This is a genomic window from Nostoc sp. C110 (assembly GCF_043099725.1).
Taxonomy (GTDB): Bacteria; Cyanobacteriota; Cyanobacteriia; order Cyanobacteriales; family Nostocaceae; genus Nostoc; species Nostoc muscorum_A.
The window spans coordinates 249,988-267,886 of record NZ_CP171148.1 but is presented as its reverse complement, the minus strand read 5'-3'; the positions used below and the strand labels follow the sequence as shown (position 1 = coordinate 267,886).

18 protein-coding genes are annotated in these 17,899 nt (G+C 40.4%); 12 read left to right on the top strand and 6 right to left on the bottom strand.

The features are described from left to right. Positions 1 to 55 precede the first annotated feature (55 nt). From ACFFRD_RS06980 to pstB, 4 genes are read left to right on the top strand one after another with little or no spacing between them, the layout of a single operon-like run. Positions 56 to 1,057: a PstS family phosphate ABC transporter substrate-binding protein gene (locus ACFFRD_RS06980; RefSeq protein ID WP_392480927.1), complete on the top strand. Its 1,002-nt coding sequence runs from the start codon at positions 56 to 58 to the stop codon at positions 1,055 to 1,057. A gap of 49 nt (positions 1,058 to 1,106) precedes the next feature. Then, entirely contained in the window at positions 1,107 to 2,048 is a 942-nt protein-coding gene (gene pstC / locus ACFFRD_RS06975) for a phosphate ABC transporter permease subunit PstC (RefSeq protein ID WP_392480926.1), read from the top strand. Between the two features lie 6 nt (positions 2,049 to 2,054). Further along, complete coding sequence (gene pstA / locus ACFFRD_RS06970) at positions 2,055 to 2,954, top strand: phosphate ABC transporter permease PstA (protein ID WP_392480925.1); 900 nt, start codon at positions 2,055 to 2,057, stop codon at positions 2,952 to 2,954. A gap of 51 nt (positions 2,955 to 3,005) precedes the next feature. Next, on the top strand, positions 3,006 to 3,836 hold the full coding sequence (gene pstB, locus ACFFRD_RS06965) for a phosphate ABC transporter ATP-binding protein PstB (RefSeq protein WP_392480923.1): 831 nt from the start codon (positions 3,006 to 3,008) through the stop codon (positions 3,834 to 3,836). Between the two features lie 196 nt (positions 3,837 to 4,032). On the opposite strand, the gene ACFFRD_RS06960 is transcribed toward pstB, so the two are convergent. Both ACFFRD_RS06960 and ACFFRD_RS06955 read right to left on the bottom strand, forming a co-directional pair. Further along, a complete protein-coding gene (locus tag ACFFRD_RS06960; RefSeq protein WP_392480922.1) occupies positions 4,033 to 4,557 on the bottom strand; it encodes a DUF3368 domain-containing protein in 525 nt (174 codons plus the stop codon). Next, positions 4,520 to 4,771, bottom strand: coding sequence for a UPF0175 family protein (locus ACFFRD_RS06955; protein WP_392480920.1), 252 nt, complete (start codon positions 4,769 to 4,771; stop codon positions 4,520 to 4,522). Before ACFFRD_RS06955 ends, ACFFRD_RS06960 begins: the two co-directional genes overlap by 38 nt. 257 nt (positions 4,772 to 5,028) lie before the next feature. On the opposite strand from ACFFRD_RS06955, the gene ACFFRD_RS06950 reads away from it, so the two are divergent. Continuing rightward, complete coding sequence (locus ACFFRD_RS06950; protein ID WP_392480918.1) at positions 5,029 to 5,454, top strand: hypothetical protein; 426 nt, start codon at positions 5,029 to 5,031, stop codon at positions 5,452 to 5,454. An 83-nt stretch (positions 5,455 to 5,537) separates the two neighbouring features. Then, positions 5,538 to 7,685 carry a DHH family phosphoesterase gene (locus ACFFRD_RS06945; RefSeq protein ID WP_392480917.1) on the top strand — a complete coding sequence of 716 codons (2,148 nt, stop codon included), beginning with the start codon at positions 5,538 to 5,540 and terminating at the stop codon, positions 7,683 to 7,685. A gap of 139 nt (positions 7,686 to 7,824) precedes the next feature. On the opposite strand, the gene psb30 is transcribed toward ACFFRD_RS06945, so the two are convergent. Further along, positions 7,825 to 7,968 (bottom strand): photosystem II reaction center protein Ycf12/Psb30, encoded by a 144-nt coding sequence (gene psb30, locus ACFFRD_RS06940; protein WP_114086065.1) that lies wholly within the window; start codon positions 7,966 to 7,968, stop codon positions 7,825 to 7,827. 210 nt (positions 7,969 to 8,178) lie between these two features. On the opposite strand from psb30, the gene ACFFRD_RS06935 reads away from it, so the two are divergent. The 3 genes from ACFFRD_RS06935 (at position 8,179) to ACFFRD_RS06925 (ending at position 9,594) form a co-directional block, all read left to right on the top strand. Next, positions 8,179 to 8,529 (top strand): YkgJ family cysteine cluster protein, encoded by a 351-nt coding sequence (locus tag ACFFRD_RS06935; RefSeq protein ID WP_012411062.1) that lies wholly within the window; start codon positions 8,179 to 8,181, stop codon positions 8,527 to 8,529. 269 nt (positions 8,530 to 8,798) lie between these two features. Next, entirely contained in the window at positions 8,799 to 9,230 is a 432-nt protein-coding gene (locus ACFFRD_RS06930) for a TMEM165/GDT1 family protein (RefSeq protein WP_392480916.1), read from the top strand. 61 nt (positions 9,231 to 9,291) lie between these two features. Further along, positions 9,292 to 9,594 (top strand): TMEM165/GDT1 family protein, encoded by a 303-nt coding sequence (locus ACFFRD_RS06925; protein WP_012411060.1) that lies wholly within the window; start codon positions 9,292 to 9,294, stop codon positions 9,592 to 9,594. Between the two features lie 71 nt (positions 9,595 to 9,665). Here the strand turns inward: ACFFRD_RS06925 and ACFFRD_RS06920 are convergent, their stop codons facing one another. Together ACFFRD_RS06920 and ACFFRD_RS06915 are read right to left on the bottom strand one after the other, a co-directional pair. Next, positions 9,666 to 9,791, bottom strand: coding sequence for a hypothetical protein (locus ACFFRD_RS06920; RefSeq protein ID WP_392480915.1), 126 nt, complete (start codon positions 9,789 to 9,791; stop codon positions 9,666 to 9,668). Positions 9,792 to 9,831: 40 nt separating this feature from the next. Next, positions 9,832 to 10,758 carry a cobalamin-binding protein gene (locus ACFFRD_RS06915; protein ID WP_392480914.1) on the bottom strand — a complete coding sequence of 309 codons (927 nt, stop codon included), beginning with the start codon at positions 10,756 to 10,758 and terminating at the stop codon, positions 9,832 to 9,834. 543 nt (positions 10,759 to 11,301) lie between these two features. Between ACFFRD_RS06915 and ACFFRD_RS06910 the strand changes: the two genes are divergently transcribed. Then, complete coding sequence (locus ACFFRD_RS06910; protein WP_392480913.1) at positions 11,302 to 13,518, top strand: ATP-binding protein; 2,217 nt, start codon at positions 11,302 to 11,304, stop codon at positions 13,516 to 13,518. 102 nt (positions 13,519 to 13,620) lie between these two features. Here the strand turns inward: ACFFRD_RS06910 and ACFFRD_RS06905 are convergent, their stop codons facing one another. Then, the gene (locus ACFFRD_RS06905) at positions 13,621 to 14,058 is read right to left on the bottom strand and encodes a GNAT family N-acetyltransferase (RefSeq protein ID WP_392480912.1); all 438 of its coding nucleotides are present in this window, start codon (positions 14,056 to 14,058) and stop codon (positions 13,621 to 13,623) included. 803 nt (positions 14,059 to 14,861) lie between these two features. Here ACFFRD_RS06905 and ACFFRD_RS06900 point away from each other — a divergent pair. Beyond that, complete coding sequence (locus ACFFRD_RS06900; protein WP_190934607.1) at positions 14,862 to 15,362, top strand: fatty acid hydroxylase; 501 nt, start codon at positions 14,862 to 14,864, stop codon at positions 15,360 to 15,362. 520 nt (positions 15,363 to 15,882) lie between these two features. After that, positions 15,883 to 17,880: an ATP-binding protein gene (locus ACFFRD_RS06895; RefSeq protein WP_392480911.1), complete on the top strand. Its 1,998-nt coding sequence runs from the start codon at positions 15,883 to 15,885 to the stop codon at positions 17,878 to 17,880. The last annotated feature ends 19 nt before the right edge of the window (positions 17,881 to 17,899 follow it).

Genomic DNA, 17,899 nt, shown 5'->3' with positions numbered 1-17,899 from the left:
TAGCAGCTAGCCAAGTATAAATAATTTTCAATAATTTTACCCCAATTGATAATTTATGAGTTTTCATAGCCGATTGAAAGATGGCTTTTCACTCACCTTTTTAATGCTGATTACCAGTAGCATCACTGCTTGTAATAGCGGACAGGAATTAAAAAGTCAAGTGAGTATTGACGGTGCGGCTGTAGGTTTCCCTGTTTCTTTAGCGGTTGCAGAAGAATACGGCAAAGTTAAGCCTGAAGCGAAAGTTAGCGTTGCTTCAAGTGGAACTGGTGGTGGTTTCAGTAAATTTTGTAATGGTGATATTGATATTGCTGGTGCTTCTCGTACCATTCGAGATGAAGAAATCAAAAAATGCAAAAGTAAGAATATTGATTTTGTCGAGTTGCCTATAGGTTTAGATGGCATAGCTGTGATTGCTAACCGTCAAAATAATTTCGCCAAATGTCTAACTATTAAAGAACTAGGCAAGATTTGGGGTGCTAAATCAGACGGTAAAATCTTAACTTGGAATCAAGTTAATCCCAAATTTCCTAACCAAAAACTGAAGTTGTATGCTCCAGCTTCTGATACTGGAACCTTTGATTATATGACTCAAGCTGTTACTGGCAAAGCCAAGAATGGCCGTACAGATTACACTCCCAGCCACAATCAAAACCTTCTAGTACAAGGAGTATCTGGGGATGTATCATCATTGGGTTATGTCGGGATATCTTACTACATTCAAAACCAAGAAAAACTCAATCTGGTGGCTGTAGAAAGTCCTACTGGAAAGTGCGAAAAACCAGTGCCAGTAGATAATGTCATCAAAAATATCTATACACCTTTATCTCGTCCCCTGTTTATCTATGTCAGCAAAAAATCTTTAGATACCAAGCCAGCAGTCAAAGAATTTGTAGACTTTTATCTAGAAAATTCTTGGAAGTGGGTAGATAGTGTTGGTTATGTGGCACTACCCGATGAAGCTTATGTCAAAGTTAAACAAAAATTTGCTACGGGTGAAACTGGGACAAAGTTTAAAAAAGCAAAACCAGGTGAACCAATCACAAACTTTATCTAAATAAAGTCTTGTTTATTGTAGTCTAATTGTAGTCAAAAATTAACTGTTTATGCAGAATACCAATTCTCAAGACGATCCTTATTTACTATCTAGACAGTCACTGGATAAAAACCCATCTGAAGATATCTCTGAAAAGATTGTTGCAGTAATTTTATTTGCTTGTGCTTTAGTTTCTGTTTTGACTACCTTTGGTATTGTCATAATTATCTTTCAAGAGACATTTGGTTTTTTCCAAGAAGTTTCCTTTGCTGAGTTCTTTCTTGATACTAAATGGACACCTCTATTTGCCGATAGACATTTTGGCGTTTGGCCCTTAATTAATGGCACTTTTTTAACAACAGCTATTGCGATGGCAGTTGCTATTCCTTTAGGTTTATCTTCGGCCATTTATTTAAGTGAGTATGCTCAACCCAAAGTAGCAGCAGTTTTACGTCCAGCAGTAGAACTTTTGGCAGGAATACCAACAGTAGTCTATGGTTACTTTGCGCTGTTGTTTATCACACCATTGTTGCGGAATATTATCCCTCTGGAAATATTCAATGCTTTGAGTGCAGGGTTAATGATGGGCGTGATGATTACCCCTACTGTTGGTTCTATCAGCTTAGATGCTATTAAAGCAGTTCCCCGTTCTTTGCGAGAAGGATCTTATGCTTTAGGTATTACTAAACTAGAAACCATTTTTAAAGTAGTTCTACCAGCCGCGCTTTCTGGAATCATCGCTTCAATTATATTGGGTATTTCGCGCGCTGTGGGTGAAACAATGACTGTCCTAATCGCTGCCGGACTACAGCCAAAGCTGACTGTTAATTTTGCCGAATCAATAGAAACAATGACAGCTTACATGGCACAAATTTCTGGTGGAGATAGCCCACGTGGTAGTCTCAATTTTAAGACATTATATGCTGTAGGTGCTGTTCTGTTTATAATTACCCTAGCTTTGAATATTGTTAGTTACTGGGTTGCAAATCGCTTTAAAGAAAAATACGATTAACTAAGTATGGCTACAAGTTACCAAAAAGATAATTCTCTAGATTCTACGATAGAATTTACCGATAATGTTGAGAGTAGGGAAACATTAGGCAAAGTATTTGAAATACTTTTTTTGTTAGGATTACTAATTGGTTTATTTGTCCTAGCATTGCTACTTTTTGATATTTTTAAAGACGGATTAGGTAGATTTTTAACACCTGGTTTTCTCACAGAAACTCCTTCTCGTTTTCCTGACCAAGGTGGTATTCGTCCTGCAATTATCAGCAGTGTCCTTTTAGGAACTATTGTAATTTTGGTTACTGTACCAATTGGTGTAGGAGCAGCTTTATATCTAGAAGAGTATGCACCGAAAGCTTGGTGGACAGCAATTATTGAGATTAATATCAGTAATCTGGCGGGTGTACCTTCTATTGTTTATGGATTGCTGGGTTTAGGAGTTTTCAATTATTTGCTTGGGTTTGGCCCCGCTTTGATTTCTGGTGCATTGACTTTATCTTTGTTGTCTTTACCAGTAATTATTGTCACCTCTAGAGAAGCAATTCGCGCTGTCCCAGATTCCTTGAGAAATGCTTCTTATGGATTAGGTGTTACAAAATGGCGCACTATCAGCAGTCATGTTTTACCTTATGCTATTCCCGGTATTTTGACAGGGGTGATTATCTCTGTATCCCGCGCTATTGGTGATGCAGCCTCTCTAATTGTTGTTGGTGCTGTGGGTTTTCTCACTTTTGACCCCGGTTTGTTTCAGAGATTTATGGCATTACCCATTCAAATTTACAGTTACATCACTCGTCCTGAACCGGGTTTTGCTGATGCAGCAGCAGCGACAATTATTGCGTTGTTACTTCTGATTTTAGTTTTAAATGGTGTAGCAATTTATATTAGACAACGCTTCTCAATACGTTAGGTAATTAAATATCTAATTGGATACATTCACAAATATTAGGAGAATCGAAAAATGACTTATAGCAATAATAGTAGAAGTCAATCAGATAGCGCCACCCTTGACCATGAAAAGAGCGTCTTCAACGTTGAAGGTGTGAAGGTTTTTTATGGCGGATTTCTGGCACTTCTAGATGTCTATCTCAAGATTCCTGAAAAACAAATTATTGCTTTTATTGGGCCTTCAGGATGCGGTAAAAGTACCTTATTGCGTTGCTTCAACCGGATGAATGATTTAATCCCTGGAGCTAGGGTTGAGGGTAGACTGAATTATCGCGATCGCAATATCTACGATCCTAAGATAAATTCTGTCAAATTACGCCGCCAAGTTGGAATGGTTTTTCAAAGACCGAATCCTTTCCCCAAGTCAATATACGAAAATATTTCTTTTGGGCCGCGTTCTAACGGTTACAAAGGTAACATTGATGAATTGGTGGAAGATTCCCTCAGACGCGCTGCTATCTGGGATGAAGTCAAAGATAAACTCAAAGAGAAGGGTACTGCATTATCTGGCGGACAACAGCAACGACTTTGCATAGCCCGTGCGATCGCAATGAAGCCAGATGTATTATTGATGGATGAACCATGTTCTGCTCTCGACCCAATTTCTAGCCGCCAAGTAGAAGAACTCTGCTTAGAACTAAAGCAGCAATACACCATTATCATGGTGACACACAATATGCAGCAAGCTTCCAGAGTGGCAGATTTCACAGCTTTCTTCAATACAGAAATTGACGAGTATGGCAAACGTCGCGGAAAATTAGTTGAGTTTAATCCGACAGCCCAGATGTTCAGTTCTCCTCAAACTAAAGAAGCTGAAGACTATATCAGTGGACGTTTCGGTTAAAGAGCTTGTCCTAAGTATTTAGGATAATAGACAACCTTGTACAATAAGTTAAAACTTTGTACAGGGTTTTGTTTTGTGATCCCAGACTCACTAAAATAGCGATCGCACTACAGACTCAATCTATAATGCGTAGAAGAATCACCCTATGCTGCATAACACTCAAAAAATTTTGCTTGAGTTTTATCTGAACCCGCGATTAGTCTATTTCTCCGACATCCCGTAGCACTGCATCAATGAGGGTAGGTCGGATATAAATTCCATTGGTGCGTAACTGCTCAATATATACTTTAAGCTCAACAATCAAGCCTGCTTTTTTCGCCTTACGCAAAATGCCAAGAGTACCTATCCGGCGAATTCCTAAGCGTTCTGCAACCCTTCGTGCTTGAGCATCATCCAAAAGTACCGTACTATCTGGAGTGGACTGAGCCAAGGCAATAGCTTCAGCTTCTCCACGATCAACTAAAATTGATAATGGTTCTAATATCAGGGCTTCAGGGGCTTGAATTTCCAACCAAGTTAACTGACTGACGGCTTGTGCGCCAGGTAAACCTACCCCTTGGACTGTTACTTCATCCCATACGGCTGGGGGAATTAATATTCGCTGATACAGTTGAGGTAGAATTTCCAGTTGCTCGATAATTGATAAAGAGATGAGGGGACTGCTATCGGCAACAATCACAGGCTTAATCATCGCGCAATTCGTCGCCGATTTGGTCATCATCTAAGTTGATAACAGGGATTTGCAAACGTCCTAGTTCGTACATGAACTGCGGTTTGTTCATGCTGCAAAAGGCGGCGGCTTTACCAAGCGATAGTCGGCGTAGCTCAAATAGTTTGACTGCGAGCAAAAATGTGAGTTCTGCTTCTAACGCTTGGGGTGATTTACCAGAGGTAATGAGTAAGTCATCGGGATAATGAAGGGATAGGATGTGCATGATTCACTTCTGTGTTTCTGATTCCTAATTCTGTCTTGATTATGGCTTACACTAGTCCAATTAGCATAGCGAAGCGACGCACCCAGTAGTGACTCAACAACAACTTGACGACTGGCTAAATCACGATTAAATCGCTTATCGAAGAATGATGACATGATCTGATGTTGCTTTGCATTAGCTTAATTCTGGAAAATATGCTGAGGCTTAATAGTCCAAAATTAAAGTAACATTTCAGTTTAGTACTTATACTGTGTATTATGTTTAAGCCTCTGTCATTTGCTTTAGTTGCAGCTACCGTTTTAGTAGCATCAATCAATAATCCCAGTGCTACCTTAGCTCGAACTTGTGCTTCTAAGTGTGGGTCGCATCCAATTCAGTTTACACCTGGGCAACACATCCGAGTTGAAGTGATAAATAGCACGCCTAACATCGTCAAAATCCAAAAACCCTCTGGGACTGATGCAATTACCTTGAGTCCAGGGCAGAAACTAAGTTTAGAACAAATAGAGGGTACGGAGCCAAATACATCTCTGATATTTTGGAGCGAAAAGGGTTTATCACTACAAGCAATTGTCTCGAAACCTAACTTTGGCACATTGCGGCTCGAACTCCGTCCGACTTGGCGCTCTCCAGGCGATCGCTCTTTGTATATTATGGATGATGGTAGAATAAACGTGTTTTAGATAGCAAATTAATGTTATTAGTTATGAGTTAAGAAACAACTTTCAATTCAACACTCATAACTAAGTAAATTCTAACTTGTATTGTGCTAGACCGACCTGTATCTGAATTCTCAAAACCTACCAGGCGCTTACCTAATCAGCGCTGGCAAATTTATCCACAAAAACCAGAATTTGCCCAAAAACTGGCGGTTTTGATTAATGTTTCACCCATTATCAGCCAGTTGTTGATTAATCGGGGTATGGAAACACCAGAACAAGCACAAGCATTTTTAGAGCCAGAGTCTTTAATCTTACCTTCGCCGTTAGAAGATTTCCCAGATTTGGCGATTAGTTTGGAGTTGTTGGAAAATGCGATCGCTTCTCAAACAAAAATTGCTATTTGTGGTGACTACGATGCTGATGGGATGACTAGCACGGCTCTACTTTTGCGTAGTCTCCGCACTTTAGGCGCACAAGTAGATTATGCTATTCCCAGCCGGATGCACGAAGGCTACGGTATTAATAAACGCATAGTTGAAGAATTTCACAGCGAAGGGGTGGGGCTAATTCTCACTGTAGATAATGGTATATCTGCGTTTGAACCAGTCGCTAGAGCTAGAGAACTTGGTCTAGCAGTGATTATCACCGATCACCACGATATCCCCCAAAAATTACCGCCAGCTAATGCTATCCTCAACCCTAAACTAATAGCAGAATCGTCACCCTATAGGGGTGTTGCTGGTGTTGGTGTTGCCTATATTTTGGCAGTGTCTTTAGCACAACAGCTAGGCGAGACAAAGGGATTAATCCAGCCGATGCTAGCACTGTTTACACTAGGAACGATCGCAGATTTAGCTCCCTTAACTGGCGTAAATCGCCGTTGGGTGAAACGTGGTTTACAGCATTTACCCAAATCCAACTTAGCTGGGATACAGGCGTTGATTCAGGTAGGTGGTGTGCAAGCGAGGGGAGAGGAGAGAGCAGGGGGAGTAGGGGAGCAGGGGAGCAGGGGAGCAGGGGAGGAAATTGCCAATACTTCGACTTCGCTCAGTACAAGTCCAAAGTCCAAAATCCAAAATCCAAAATCGCTCAAGCCTGAAGATATTGGTTTTCGCTTGGGGCCACGAATTAATGCTATCGGTCGGATTGGTAATCCCCAGACTGTGATTGAATTGCTAACTACAGATGATATGGGGGTGGCGCTGGAAAGAGCAATGCAGTGCGAACAAATCAACGCTTCTCGCCAGGAAATGTGTCAGCAAATTGAACAAGAAGCGATCGCTTATGTAGAAGCAGAATTTGTTACATCTCTACAACAAGACCGTGTATTAATTGTTGTTCAACCCAATTGGCATCACGGTGTTATTGGCATTGTCGCCTCCCGGTTGGTAGAACGCTACGGCGTTCCTGTATTTATCGGTACTTATGAGGATGGGGAACATATACGCGGTTCTGCACGCTCAATTCCAGAGTTTAATGTGTTTGAAGCTTTAGAATATTGTCACGATTTACTAGGGAAATATGGCGGACACAAAGCCGCCGGGGGATTTTCTCTACCAGCAGAAAATTTACAGGGGTTGCGATCGCGTTTGATTGAGTTTGCTAACCAGTGTCTTGAACCCCAGCATCTCAAGCCTCTGCTCAAAATTGATGCCGAAGTTAACCTTGATCAGATCAATCAGCAGCTTTACCAACAGCTTAATGCTCTACATCCCTGCGGTATGGACAACCCCGATCCAGTTTTTTGGACAGCTAATGTTCAAGTGGTTGAGCAAAAAATCGTTGGGAAGGGTCACATCAAATTAACAATTGCCCAAACTATTGATAATCAGGATTACAGAATTAAAGCGATCGCTTGGCGTTGGGGCGACTACTTCCGCTTACCGCCGCGAGTGGATGTAGCTTACAAACTGCGAGAAAATTATTTTAACGGTAACACCACTATCGAGCTAGAGCTAGTCGGTGCCAGACTGCCAATTCAGATTCAACAATTTTTTGCTTCTTCACCTATCCAGTCAAGCACCACCTTTGAGTACAACCAGCGACAATATACTTGTGGTTTCTATAAAAACGGTATTGAAGCAGAATTAAGAATTAAAAATTCTGAAGGCAAAGTCTTGGCCATGCAGCCAGGACATATAATCGGTTTACTTGGTACTAATCGTCAAAACGCTAAAGAAGTTGATATTTCTCAGCCACAGTATGACAGTATTATTCAAGCTGCACTTCAAGCGTTGTCAGTTAAGAGTTAGAAGTTCTTTATTAACTTATTGCTTCTGAGTGTGATACTGTGAGTGCTGATTTATGAGTTATGAGTTATGAGTTGAGAATAAAATTTAATTACTCACTCCTAACTCCTCACCCCTAACTCTTAATCAGCACTCAGAAATCTTATAGGTTGCCGTTGCGAAATGCCAACAAAAAGATTACTACTGGGCCAGCAATCACAATTAGCGCCACGGACAGCAATTGGAAAATAACTTCCCAATTGATACTGGTAAAAGCGTTAAACAAGTCAGATACAGCGTCAAACATTTTTCCCTTTCTCCTCCCAATTGTCTTAAAAAATTCAATAACTTAATTACAAAACCCGCAATCGATCATATCTGTCTATGGCCTATTGGATTTAATTTACTTAACAAAATTATAAGAAAAGACATAAAAACGTAAAATAGGGGCATTGAGCATTGTTTATTCTCCCTATTCCCTATTCCCTATTCCCCATTCCCCACTCCCTAATTCAAAATGGCAACTTGGCAATGTGTAAAACAATGTGGAGCCTGCTGTAATCTTGATCCAGCAGATCGTCCAGATTTGGATGAGTATCTCTCTCCACCAGAACTAGAACTCTACCTCAGCATGGTAGGCGAAGGCGGATGGTGCGTTAATTTCGACCATACCACGCGCGAATGTCGCATCTACTCAGATCGTCCTCGTTTCTGCCGCGTGGAATCAGAAGTTTTTCAAGATATGTATGGGGTTGAACCTGAAGAAGTCAACGATTTTGCTATAGACTGCTGTCGCCAGCAAATAGAAGGAGTATATGGCGATCGCAGTTTAGAAATACTACGCTTCGATAAAGCTATTGGGCTGTAACCTGGATTTCTCACAAGTGAGAAATCCAAGGAGTGTGGGAGGTGTGGGAGGATGGGGAAGAAGTTTTACCCCCCACACTCCCCACACTCCCCACACTCTTCTTCCCTGTCTGCCTACACTATGCGTGAGAAATCCGGATGTAAGGAGGATCTTAGGACACAAAAACACCCCATAATTTTTTATCTCCATTTATGTAGTTGCAATTTATTACAACAATCTGAGAATATGATAGAAATATGAAAATAATCTAGCAACCAAAACTACTGCTTGTGAAACTTGACTCTGCACCTTTGGGGATTTCTGGCATAGCTCAGACTGAAATCGAGCTAGAACTGAAAGATAGCACTGATTTTAACTTAACTCCTGCGATCGCCCAGCGAGTTCAGCCTGTAGTTGCCGATAGTCCTCCAAAGCAGCAATCAGTGTTAGTAGTTTTTGGCACAACTTTTGTAACCATTTTTCTCGCAGAAATTGGAGATAAGACTCAGCTATCCACCCTATTAATGAGTGCAGAATCTCATTCGCCTTGGGTGGTATTTCTCGGATCGGCAGCGGCGCTGATAACCACGAGCTTATTAGGTGTACTTTTAGGTAGTTGGATGGCTAACCGACTCAGCCCAAAAACTGTAGAGAAATCAGCAGGTGTGATGTTGTTGGTAATTTCCCTAATGCTGTTTTGGGATGTATTTACTAGTCATTAGTCATTGGTCATTTGTCATTGGAGAAAGTCCCATTCCCCATTCCCCATTCCCCCTTAATTATATGGATTGGCATCTTTTAGGACTGAGCTTTATTACAGTTTTTTTATCAGAATTGGGTGACAAAAGTCAGCTAGCTGCGATCGCACTTTCAGGGCGTTCTAACTCTCCACGCGCGGTATTTTTTGGTGCAGCAGGCGCATTGCTGTTGACTAGCTTGTTGGGAGCATTAGCAGGGGGAGCAGTAGCCGAATTATTACCTACACGTTTGTTAAAAGCGATCGCTGCGATCGGATTTGCCATCCTTGCTGCACGCCTGCTGTTATTTAACAACGAACCATCGGCGGATTCTGAAGAAACACCTTAGAGAAGAATTCAGAATTCAGAATCCAGGAATCAGAATTTATTCTTTATGGGCTATTGGAACCCGCCAAAGCTTTAAGCTATATCACTCAGTACTTCTCTACGAGACGCTGCCCGTAGCTTGCTTCCACGTACTCCTACGGAGAAGCAAGCTACGTGCAGCGTGCCGTAGGCAAGTGGTACGACAAACTCAGTAACCATCGTACTCCTGAATTCTGACTCCTGAGTTCTGAATTCTTCTTTACAAAAGTTCCCAAGCTGTTCCTTTGTAGCCGTATTGGAAAATTTCGGGATGCAAAATTTCAGCCAAAATTTCGAGAGAATCTACCAGTCGTGGCCCTGGACGATTAAAGTAAGAATTGCCATCAGTGATGTAAACCCTACCAGCTTGCGTAGCGTGTAGTTTTTCCCACTCTGGACGTTTAGTTAACAATTTGGCTTCTTGGCGAGTGCGATTTAAATCAAAGCCACAAGGCATAAAAACAATGACATCTGGATTAGTTGTTAATAGTGTTTCCCACGGCAAGATAGGAGAAGGCTGACCTGTATAACAAAATAGAGACTGTCCTCCTGCCAAGTTAACTAATTCAGGAATCCAATTGGCGGCAACCATTAAAGGATCAGTCCACTCGATACAGGCAACAGTAGGCTGTTCATTTAAAGAAAGTCCTTGGATTCTTTGCTGACAAATTTTGACGCGAGCTTCTAAATTTTCTAAGACTTTTACCGAATCTACCTCGAAAGCGTTACCGACTCGCTCAATATCAGTCCAAATATCTTGGAGAATATTGGGTTGTAAAGAAATAATCTGCGGTTTACTGTCAATGAGTGTAGCAACTGCCTTTTCTACTTCGTGTAAGCTGACAGCGCAAACATCACACTGGTCTTGAGTGAGAATGTGAGTAGGCTGCAACCGCTCTAAAACATCAGTTTTTATTTCATAAATACTGAGAGCAGATTGTAACAAATTATTTACATCATCGTTAATTTGGCTGCTGGAGGCATTGGAGTCTAAGCGTGCTTGGGTACAAACGGGGCGATTGAGGATTTCTGGAGGATAATCGCATTCGTGCGATCGCCCCACAATAGCATCAACCAATCCTAGTGCCGCTAAAATCTCTGTTCCACCGGGAATTAGGGAAACAATTCTCACATTACTAACCGTCATAGCTCCACCTCCATAAAAGCTCGCATTACCTTAATATTCTCAAAATTTTAGTCATTAAGTATCTTTCTCTAGGGGAATCAACTGTGTTTTGGTAATCATATTGATTATCTGTGAAGTTGCTCCAGAACTTAGGGCTTATGCCCATTGCCTCAGCAAGCTTGATTTTGTACAGTTCCAAAAAAATGAATTAACATTAACACTAACCAACAAATTGGCTTACAGCCCTTTTCAAGTAATTAAACTACACCACTTCCTACTTCCCAAATCAAAACACTATACTACTTAATATTTGAGTGAAATTACTTGATAGTAGAATTCCTGTAAATGCTAATTATCCCCTGGCAAAAATTACTTGCATGAAGTAATAAAAGTGATTAGCAAAATATAGTTTGGAACTCGTTATCCAGAATCAGAAAAATTTGATTATAAAAAATATACTTTCCGGTTATGAAAAAGCATACCAAGTAATTGTAGTTATACAAAGACGGTTCTACTTTTTGCGTAGAACTGGAAAGCAAAATTATTTCTTCTTGAGGTCAAGTAATGCAGGTGGTGTCAGCTAGAGATATTACAGAGCAAAATCAGTCCCAAGAGGCTTTACAAATCAGAGAAAATAGTCGTCGAAAACAAAGCCAGACATTAGTACAACTAGCAAGAAGCAAGACATTTCAACAAGGAAATCTTAATGCAGTATTGAGAGAGATCACAGAAACTGCTGCTCAGACGCTCTTAGTCAAGCGAGTTGGGGTGTGGTTATATAATGAAGAACGCTCAAAAATTGAATGCATCGATTTATATGATGTAAAGACTAAGGAGCATAGCTTTGGTAACTCGCTTTCACAAGAAAATTATCCAGCTTATTTCCAGGCATTAGAAGAAGAACGTACCATTGCCGCAAATGATGCCAGAAATGATATAAGAACCCAAGAATTATCCGAGCCTTATCTTTGTGTTTTAGGCATCACATCCCTATTGGATGCACCCATTTGGCTAGAGGGTCGTTTGGTAGGCGTAGTATGCCACGAACATATAGGTGAACTTCGCCAATGGACTTTAGAAGAAGAAACTTTTGCTGGCTCGATTGCAGATTTTGTGACTTTGGCTATAGAAGCAAGCGAGCGAAACATGGTACAGGAATCACTGCGACAGAGTGAGGCGAAATTTCGGGCAATTTTTGAACGTTCTTCTATTGGTATTGGACTTATAGATATGAAAGCGCAGATAGTCGATACTAATCCGGTACTGTGCGAGATTTTAGGATACAGCCAAGAAGAACTATACGGTAAGCGCTTTACAGATTACATTTCCACGCAAAAGGGGGATTTAAAACTTTACAAACAACTGGTGTCAGAAATTGGCAAAAACTCAGGGAAAACTTCAAGGTTCGGCTTCCAAGTCTCCGAACTTGAGGAACAGGCTGTCGATAAACATCGCATTGAGGTGGAAAGACGCTGCCTACATAAAGATGGTAGCCTAGTTTGGACTCATATCTCTGTTTCTGTTATACCAGACAGCAATGGTGAACCTGAGTTTTTTCTAGCGATGATTGAGGATATTACTGAACGCAAGGAAACAGAATTGAAACTACGTGCCTCTCAAGAAGCAGCAGAAGCTGCTAGTCGGGCAAAAAGCGAATTTTTAGCAACCATGAGCCACGAGTTGCGAACACCTCTTAATGCAATTATGGGCTTATCGCAGTTGCTCCAACAAGAAGTAGTTGGCTCTCTCAATGAAAAGCAGAACGAATATGTAAGTTGTATATATAGTAGTGGTGAGCATTTGTTGGCACTGATTAACGATATTCTTGATTTATCGAAGGTAGAAGCAGGCAAAGAAGAACTGTTACTGTCACCTTTACCAGTATCTGATTTATGTAATTATGCTATCTGGACAGTGCGCGATCGCGCCTCAGAAAAGGGGTTAAAACTCACCTACAAAATTGACCTACAAGAGGATATTTGTATTGCTGATGAGCGGCGCATCAAGCAAATGCTACTCAATTTGCTCACCAATGCCATTAAATTTACCCCAGCCGGTGATGTATCGCTGGTAGTGAAAAAAGTACCTCAAGGAATAACCTTTACAGTTTCAGACACTGGAATTGGTATAGACCCAAATCAGTTTCAATTTCTATTTGAACCATTTAAACAGCTTGATAGCCAATTAAATCGGCAGTATGAAGGCACTGGTTTAGGTTTAGCTTTAACACGCAAACTAGCGCGTTTGCATGGTGGAGATTTAACTGTTACATCGACTTTAGGAGAAGGCAGTCAGTTTACTTTGTTTTTACCAAATCCAGTAATTTCGAAAGCAGTCGAGAATGAAAAGCATGAGGAAGATCAGGGAGATGAGGGAGAAGAGTTTACTTTATCCTACTCCCCAGACATCCCCAAAAATAAAACTATTTTACTTATAGAAGAAGAGGAAAAAACTGCAACAGTTTTGCAAGACTATCTTCAGTCAATTGGCTATAAAGTCAAGTGGATAGATAATGAAAACGATTTTTTGAACCAGGTGCAAAGCCTCCAAGCAGATTTAGTTTTTTTTGATTTCCAGCTAACTAGAAAAACTAGGATATTAAATTTGCTAAATCTTCTTAGACAAAAGCCTTCTTGGAAAGATACACCGATTGTAATAATGACTTTGAGCGAACCGATAGAAAAAGAAATTAACAAGTTACCAGGTAGTGCTAATGACTATCTTGTTAAGCCAATCCGCACAGTCCAGCTAGAGTCATTACTAATGCGATATTTGAGCTAATTTTACTATGAAATTTCTTGTTTATTGGTTAGGCAGTTTCGTATTTAAAATCATTGTCAACTGCTGTGATTACCAGTTATTAAAATAAGCAGATTATTTAGACTATGAGATGTTTTTTCTCATTGTTACATGGCGAATGCTTGCTTCTTCAAATATTTCTCCATCTTCTATAAAATTCAGTTTTTTGTATAAATCTTTCACATATTCTTGAGCGTGAATCACAACTTGTGTAATATTTTTGTTAGCTATAATCTGTAGTGCCTTTTCCATAATTTTTGTACCAATACCCTGTCCTCTAGCTGTAGATAAAACTGCAAGCCTTTCTATCTTGGCAGTTTTATCTTCCAAGTATCTAATTCTGGCAGTACCAACAGCTTCTTCATTTAAATAAGCAATCAAATGCTCAGATATTGCATCTTTGCCATCAAATTCTAAAGCAGGATCTACATTTTGTTCATCCTGAAAAACTACTTGTCTAATTGCTTTAATTGTAGGAAAATCTTGAGGAGTTTTAGCAATTTTTATAGATAAATTACTCATGACACTCTTTCTGTTGTTAGATTATAAAATAATTAGGATATATGGCAATATGCTTAGAATAGTGATATTCCGCCTCAGAATCTCACCCGAACCCGCTTATAAAAAACAGGGTTATTTTTTCTATTATAGGATCATAATCTCAGGACTAATTTTAGCTTATTCGTAGCCAAATAAAGGCATTTATCTACTTTTTATGGGAAAATTTGAATTGAATTTTAGGGGTCTAAATGTAGATTTTACATCACTTGTCTCTGAAAAATCATGTTGGTTCTATATACTCTAAATTTTGCCATATCTCAATTTAATTGTAAACTCGCTTTACTCACCTTGATGACCCAAGTTGTTTTGGCAGAATCCTTATTTCTGTGGTTCTGATTAAATTCATCATTGAGACTTAATTGCAATCAATTTGGAATTAACAATTTCGAAAAAAGCCTTAACCTAAATTTGTACTAACTTTAACTCAATCTTTGCCTACGCTGTATGCCTTAGTAAGAAGATTGTGTAGTAACTCTGGTAAAATACTGTATTCCAATCGGGTTTTAGATGTATTGCTACCATTAACCCAGAGCTAGAAGTCAAGCTGGAGGTTCTTAGGAGTTGCTGTTTACTGCATTTAAGGATTGGAGATTCATGAAACTGCAACTGATCCAATTACATATACTCTGAACCAAATTCACTGGAGCGTAGACCCATGATAAGCACAAATGCTGTTTGCACGGAGGAAACCAGGTGTCTACGCCGACAGCATGACATTTGCATATTTTCTGTGGAGTTTTCTTAACTATTCTTGAGGAGTACAAATGCTTGAGGCTATCGCTGTTGCTTGGTTATTACTGTTTTTTGGTGATTTTCTATCTACATTTATTTACCACGTACCCGAGCATGTTTTTGGTAGCCTTCATTTAAAAACGCACCACTCCTGGAAAAAAGATTTCCGCCACTACGCTATTCTGACTTTTAATCCTCAAGTTCTTTTAGATGGTATCTTAGGAGCTTTGCCTTATGTACTCATAGCAGTAGTCTTGTGGTCTTTCTCTCCCATTGGCGTTATTTCGGGATTACTGCTTGGTCAGGTTCATGTATGGTGGAGACATATAAGTGTACTTGGTTGGCAAACTCCAAAGCCTATAAATATTTTATGCCAAATTTTATTTGTTACTACTCCTGAGAGACACTGGTTACATCATCACAAAACTAATTTAGGTTTCGGTGATATTTTTACATTCTTTGAACAACCTGCACAAATGTGGTTACGCTGGCTTCGGTTACTCAGACTTCGTTTTCGCTACTCGCGGATCTAACTGAAGCTACTACTTATCTCAATACTTTTTAAACGTACCAAAAGAAGTTGCGATCGCAGCTTCTTTTGGTACGCTATTTATATTTTCAGAAAAATATATTAATTGCCCCTACTGTATGTGGCTTTGTGTAAGCCCTAAAATAAGCGAGTTACACAAACAAAAGTATACCTTTGTAACGAAGTATAAAGGTATTTACTAATGTTCAACTTCACTGTTATATCGCCAATATTTTTGGGAAAACTATTCTTAATTAGTAAATTATTATATCTCTAGATTTTTATGATAATTTCTCTCTTTTCCAGAGAGGGCTGTTTTCCTTCTACCTTTCGGGTATCTCCTAAGCCCTTCGGGCACGCTTTGCGAACGGAGACGTTACGCGAACGCAGTCGCTCATGGGGAAAACCCCCAAGACCGCCCTGTCTCACTTATTGCCCTGTATTTCCTGTCTTCATTGATAAAATTAATCACCCAATTTGCTTGAATGGGGTTAATTTGCAACTTGCTGCTTATGAGGTGTTTTATGTCCCCAGTTAGCCTCAGAAAGATTCTCAACAAAAAAGAATTGCCATCTCTCCTTCATAACTTAGTCTACCAGCTCAACATTGCTATTGATGTTGAACTAGTAGACGGCACAAAACTACTTAGCATTGGGGAGCAAACTACCGAAAACCGATATCCAATCGAGATGTCAGGAGAAATCGTCGGTTGGGTTGTGGGAGGAGAACAGGCAACTCTAGTTGCAAGTTTGCTCTCATTGTTGGCAAAGCAAGAAGCTGAGAAGAAAGTACTGGCCATAGAATTGCTAGAGCGATACCAAGAAATTGATTTGTTTGACGATATCTCGACTCAACTCGCAACAAGTTTGGATACGCGACAGATTGCTCAACTCGTGCTTCAAGAATTAAGTCGATTAATTGAATCGTCTGCGGGGATGATTCTGCTTTTGAGTCCAGATACAACTGCATTTGAAATCATTGCCGAATTTGGAGATTTTTTTGACGATAGCCACCCGGAACCAGGTAAGGGGATTATTGGCAACATTGTGCAATCCAACCGGGCAGAACTGATCAATGATGTGCAAACCGATCTTCGATTAGAGGTGAAAAAAAACGTTAGCGCCATGATTTGTGTACCGTTACGAGCCAAAGAGCGGGTACTGGGAGCGATCGCGATTGGGGCATCCAAAACTGAATCATACAAAGCCGAACACCTGAAACTTGTGAGTATCTTTGCCTCTCAAACAGCGATCGCCATTGACAAAGCTTTGCTTTATGAGCAAAGCACTCAAGCAGCAGTTCAGGCACAAGCCCAGACAAAAAAGCTTCAGAAAGCTCTTCATGAGCTGCAATTGGCCCAAACTCAGTTAATCCAAAGCGAAAAAATGTCCAGTCTCGGACAACTTATTGCCGGAGTTGCCCACGAAATCAACAACCCGGTTAACTTTATTTGCGGCAATTTAAAGTATGTTGCCGAATACGCCCAAAACTTATTACACCTATTGGAAAACTATCAGAAATTCCTACCTGTTGTCCCTCCAGAGTTGGAATCAGAGTTAGACAATATAGACCTGGAATTTATCATGCAGGATTTCCCCAAACTGCTAGATTCGATGAAACTGGGCACCGGTCGCATCGTAGAAATTGTCCAATCCCTGAAAAACTTCTCCCGCCACGACGAAGCCGAAATGAAAGCCGTCAATATCCATGATGGTATCGACGGAACGCTAATGATTCTTCACCATCGCCTGAAAGCAGATATTCACCGTCCGGCAATTGAAATCATCAAAGACTATGCAAAACTTCCCCTCATTGAATGCTATCCCGGACAGTTAAATCAGGTGTTTATGAACATCCTGGCAAATGCCATTGATGCTTTGGAGGAGACAATGAGTAATGGGGAATGGAAAAATTCTCATTCACCCCATCTCCTTGTCCCGCCATCTCCTCACTCTCCACTGCCCACCCCCCAAATCACTATTTGTACCAAAGTTCTTGATCGCCAGTGGGCTGTGATTCGCATTGCCGACAATGGCCCAGGCATGAAGGAGGACGTTATCCACCGCATTTACGATCCCTTTTTCACCACAAAAGATATTGGTAAGGGAACCGGATTAGGTATGGCAATCAGCTATCAAATTGTTGTAGACAAACATGGAGGAATGCTCAAGTGTCGTTCTCAACCAGGTGAAGGCACAGAATTCTGGATTCAGATTCCCTTAAATTGTGCAGTGGTTGCCCCTACTGAAGAACAGAATTACACCTCTGCCTCGCCAACTGTCACAACGATATTACCCCATATACCCGATGCCGACGGCTTTATTCCATCAACAATTCCAATGCTCAAACCGACGGATTTACTGACCCGCCATACTCACTTGATCCAGCGACTTTCACAGCAAAATCCAGGTGTGGAAACTGCATCACCCGATGAAATTTACCAGATGTTCCAACGCCACCCAATTTCGTTAAAGCTTTATGCCACTTTGTTGTCTTGGTTCTGTTGTTCTAACCCTACTTAAAATACGCCACTAGAGAAAC

What these genes read in the sequence shown, in the direction of transcription:
- ACFFRD_RS06980 (WP_392480927.1), top strand. Translation starts at nt 56, where the DNA reads ATGAGTTTTCATAGCCGATTGAAAGATGGCTTTTCACTCACCTTTTTA.
- pstC (WP_392480926.1), top strand. Translation starts at nt 1,107, where the DNA reads ATGCAGAATACCAATTCTCAAGACGATCCTTATTTACTATCTAGACAG.
- pstA (WP_392480925.1), top strand. Translation starts at nt 2,055, where the DNA reads ATGGCTACAAGTTACCAAAAAGATAATTCTCTAGATTCTACGATAGAA.
- pstB (WP_392480923.1), top strand. Translation starts at nt 3,006, where the DNA reads ATGACTTATAGCAATAATAGTAGAAGTCAATCAGATAGCGCCACCCTT.
- ACFFRD_RS06960 (WP_392480922.1), bottom strand. Translation starts at nt 4,557, where the DNA reads ATGATGACCAAATCGGCGACGAATTGCGCGATGATTAAGCCTGTGATT.
- ACFFRD_RS06955 (WP_392480920.1), bottom strand. Translation starts at nt 4,771, where the DNA reads ATGCACATCCTATCCCTTCATTATCCCGATGACTTACTCATTACCTCT.
- ACFFRD_RS06950 (WP_392480918.1), top strand. Translation starts at nt 5,029, where the DNA reads ATGTTTAAGCCTCTGTCATTTGCTTTAGTTGCAGCTACCGTTTTAGTA.
- psb30 (WP_114086065.1), bottom strand. Translation starts at nt 7,968, where the DNA reads ATGTTTGACGCTGTATCTGACTTGTTTAACGCTTTTACCAGTATCAAT.
- ACFFRD_RS06935 (WP_012411062.1), top strand. Translation starts at nt 8,179, where the DNA reads ATGGCAACTTGGCAATGTGTAAAACAATGTGGAGCCTGCTGTAATCTT.
- ACFFRD_RS06925 (WP_012411060.1), top strand. Translation starts at nt 9,292, where the DNA reads ATGGATTGGCATCTTTTAGGACTGAGCTTTATTACAGTTTTTTTATCA.
- ACFFRD_RS06920 (WP_392480915.1), bottom strand. Translation starts at nt 9,791, where the DNA reads ATGGTTACTGAGTTTGTCGTACCACTTGCCTACGGCACGCTGCACGTA.
- ACFFRD_RS06915 (WP_392480914.1), bottom strand. Translation starts at nt 10,758, where the DNA reads ATGACGGTTAGTAATGTGAGAATTGTTTCCCTAATTCCCGGTGGAACA.
- ACFFRD_RS06910 (WP_392480913.1), top strand. Translation starts at nt 11,302, where the DNA reads ATGCAGGTGGTGTCAGCTAGAGATATTACAGAGCAAAATCAGTCCCAA.
- ACFFRD_RS06905 (WP_392480912.1), bottom strand. Translation starts at nt 14,058, where the DNA reads ATGAGTAATTTATCTATAAAAATTGCTAAAACTCCTCAAGATTTTCCT.
- ACFFRD_RS06900 (WP_190934607.1), top strand. Translation starts at nt 14,862, where the DNA reads ATGCTTGAGGCTATCGCTGTTGCTTGGTTATTACTGTTTTTTGGTGAT.
- ACFFRD_RS06895 (WP_392480911.1), top strand. Translation starts at nt 15,883, where the DNA reads ATGTCCCCAGTTAGCCTCAGAAAGATTCTCAACAAAAAAGAATTGCCA.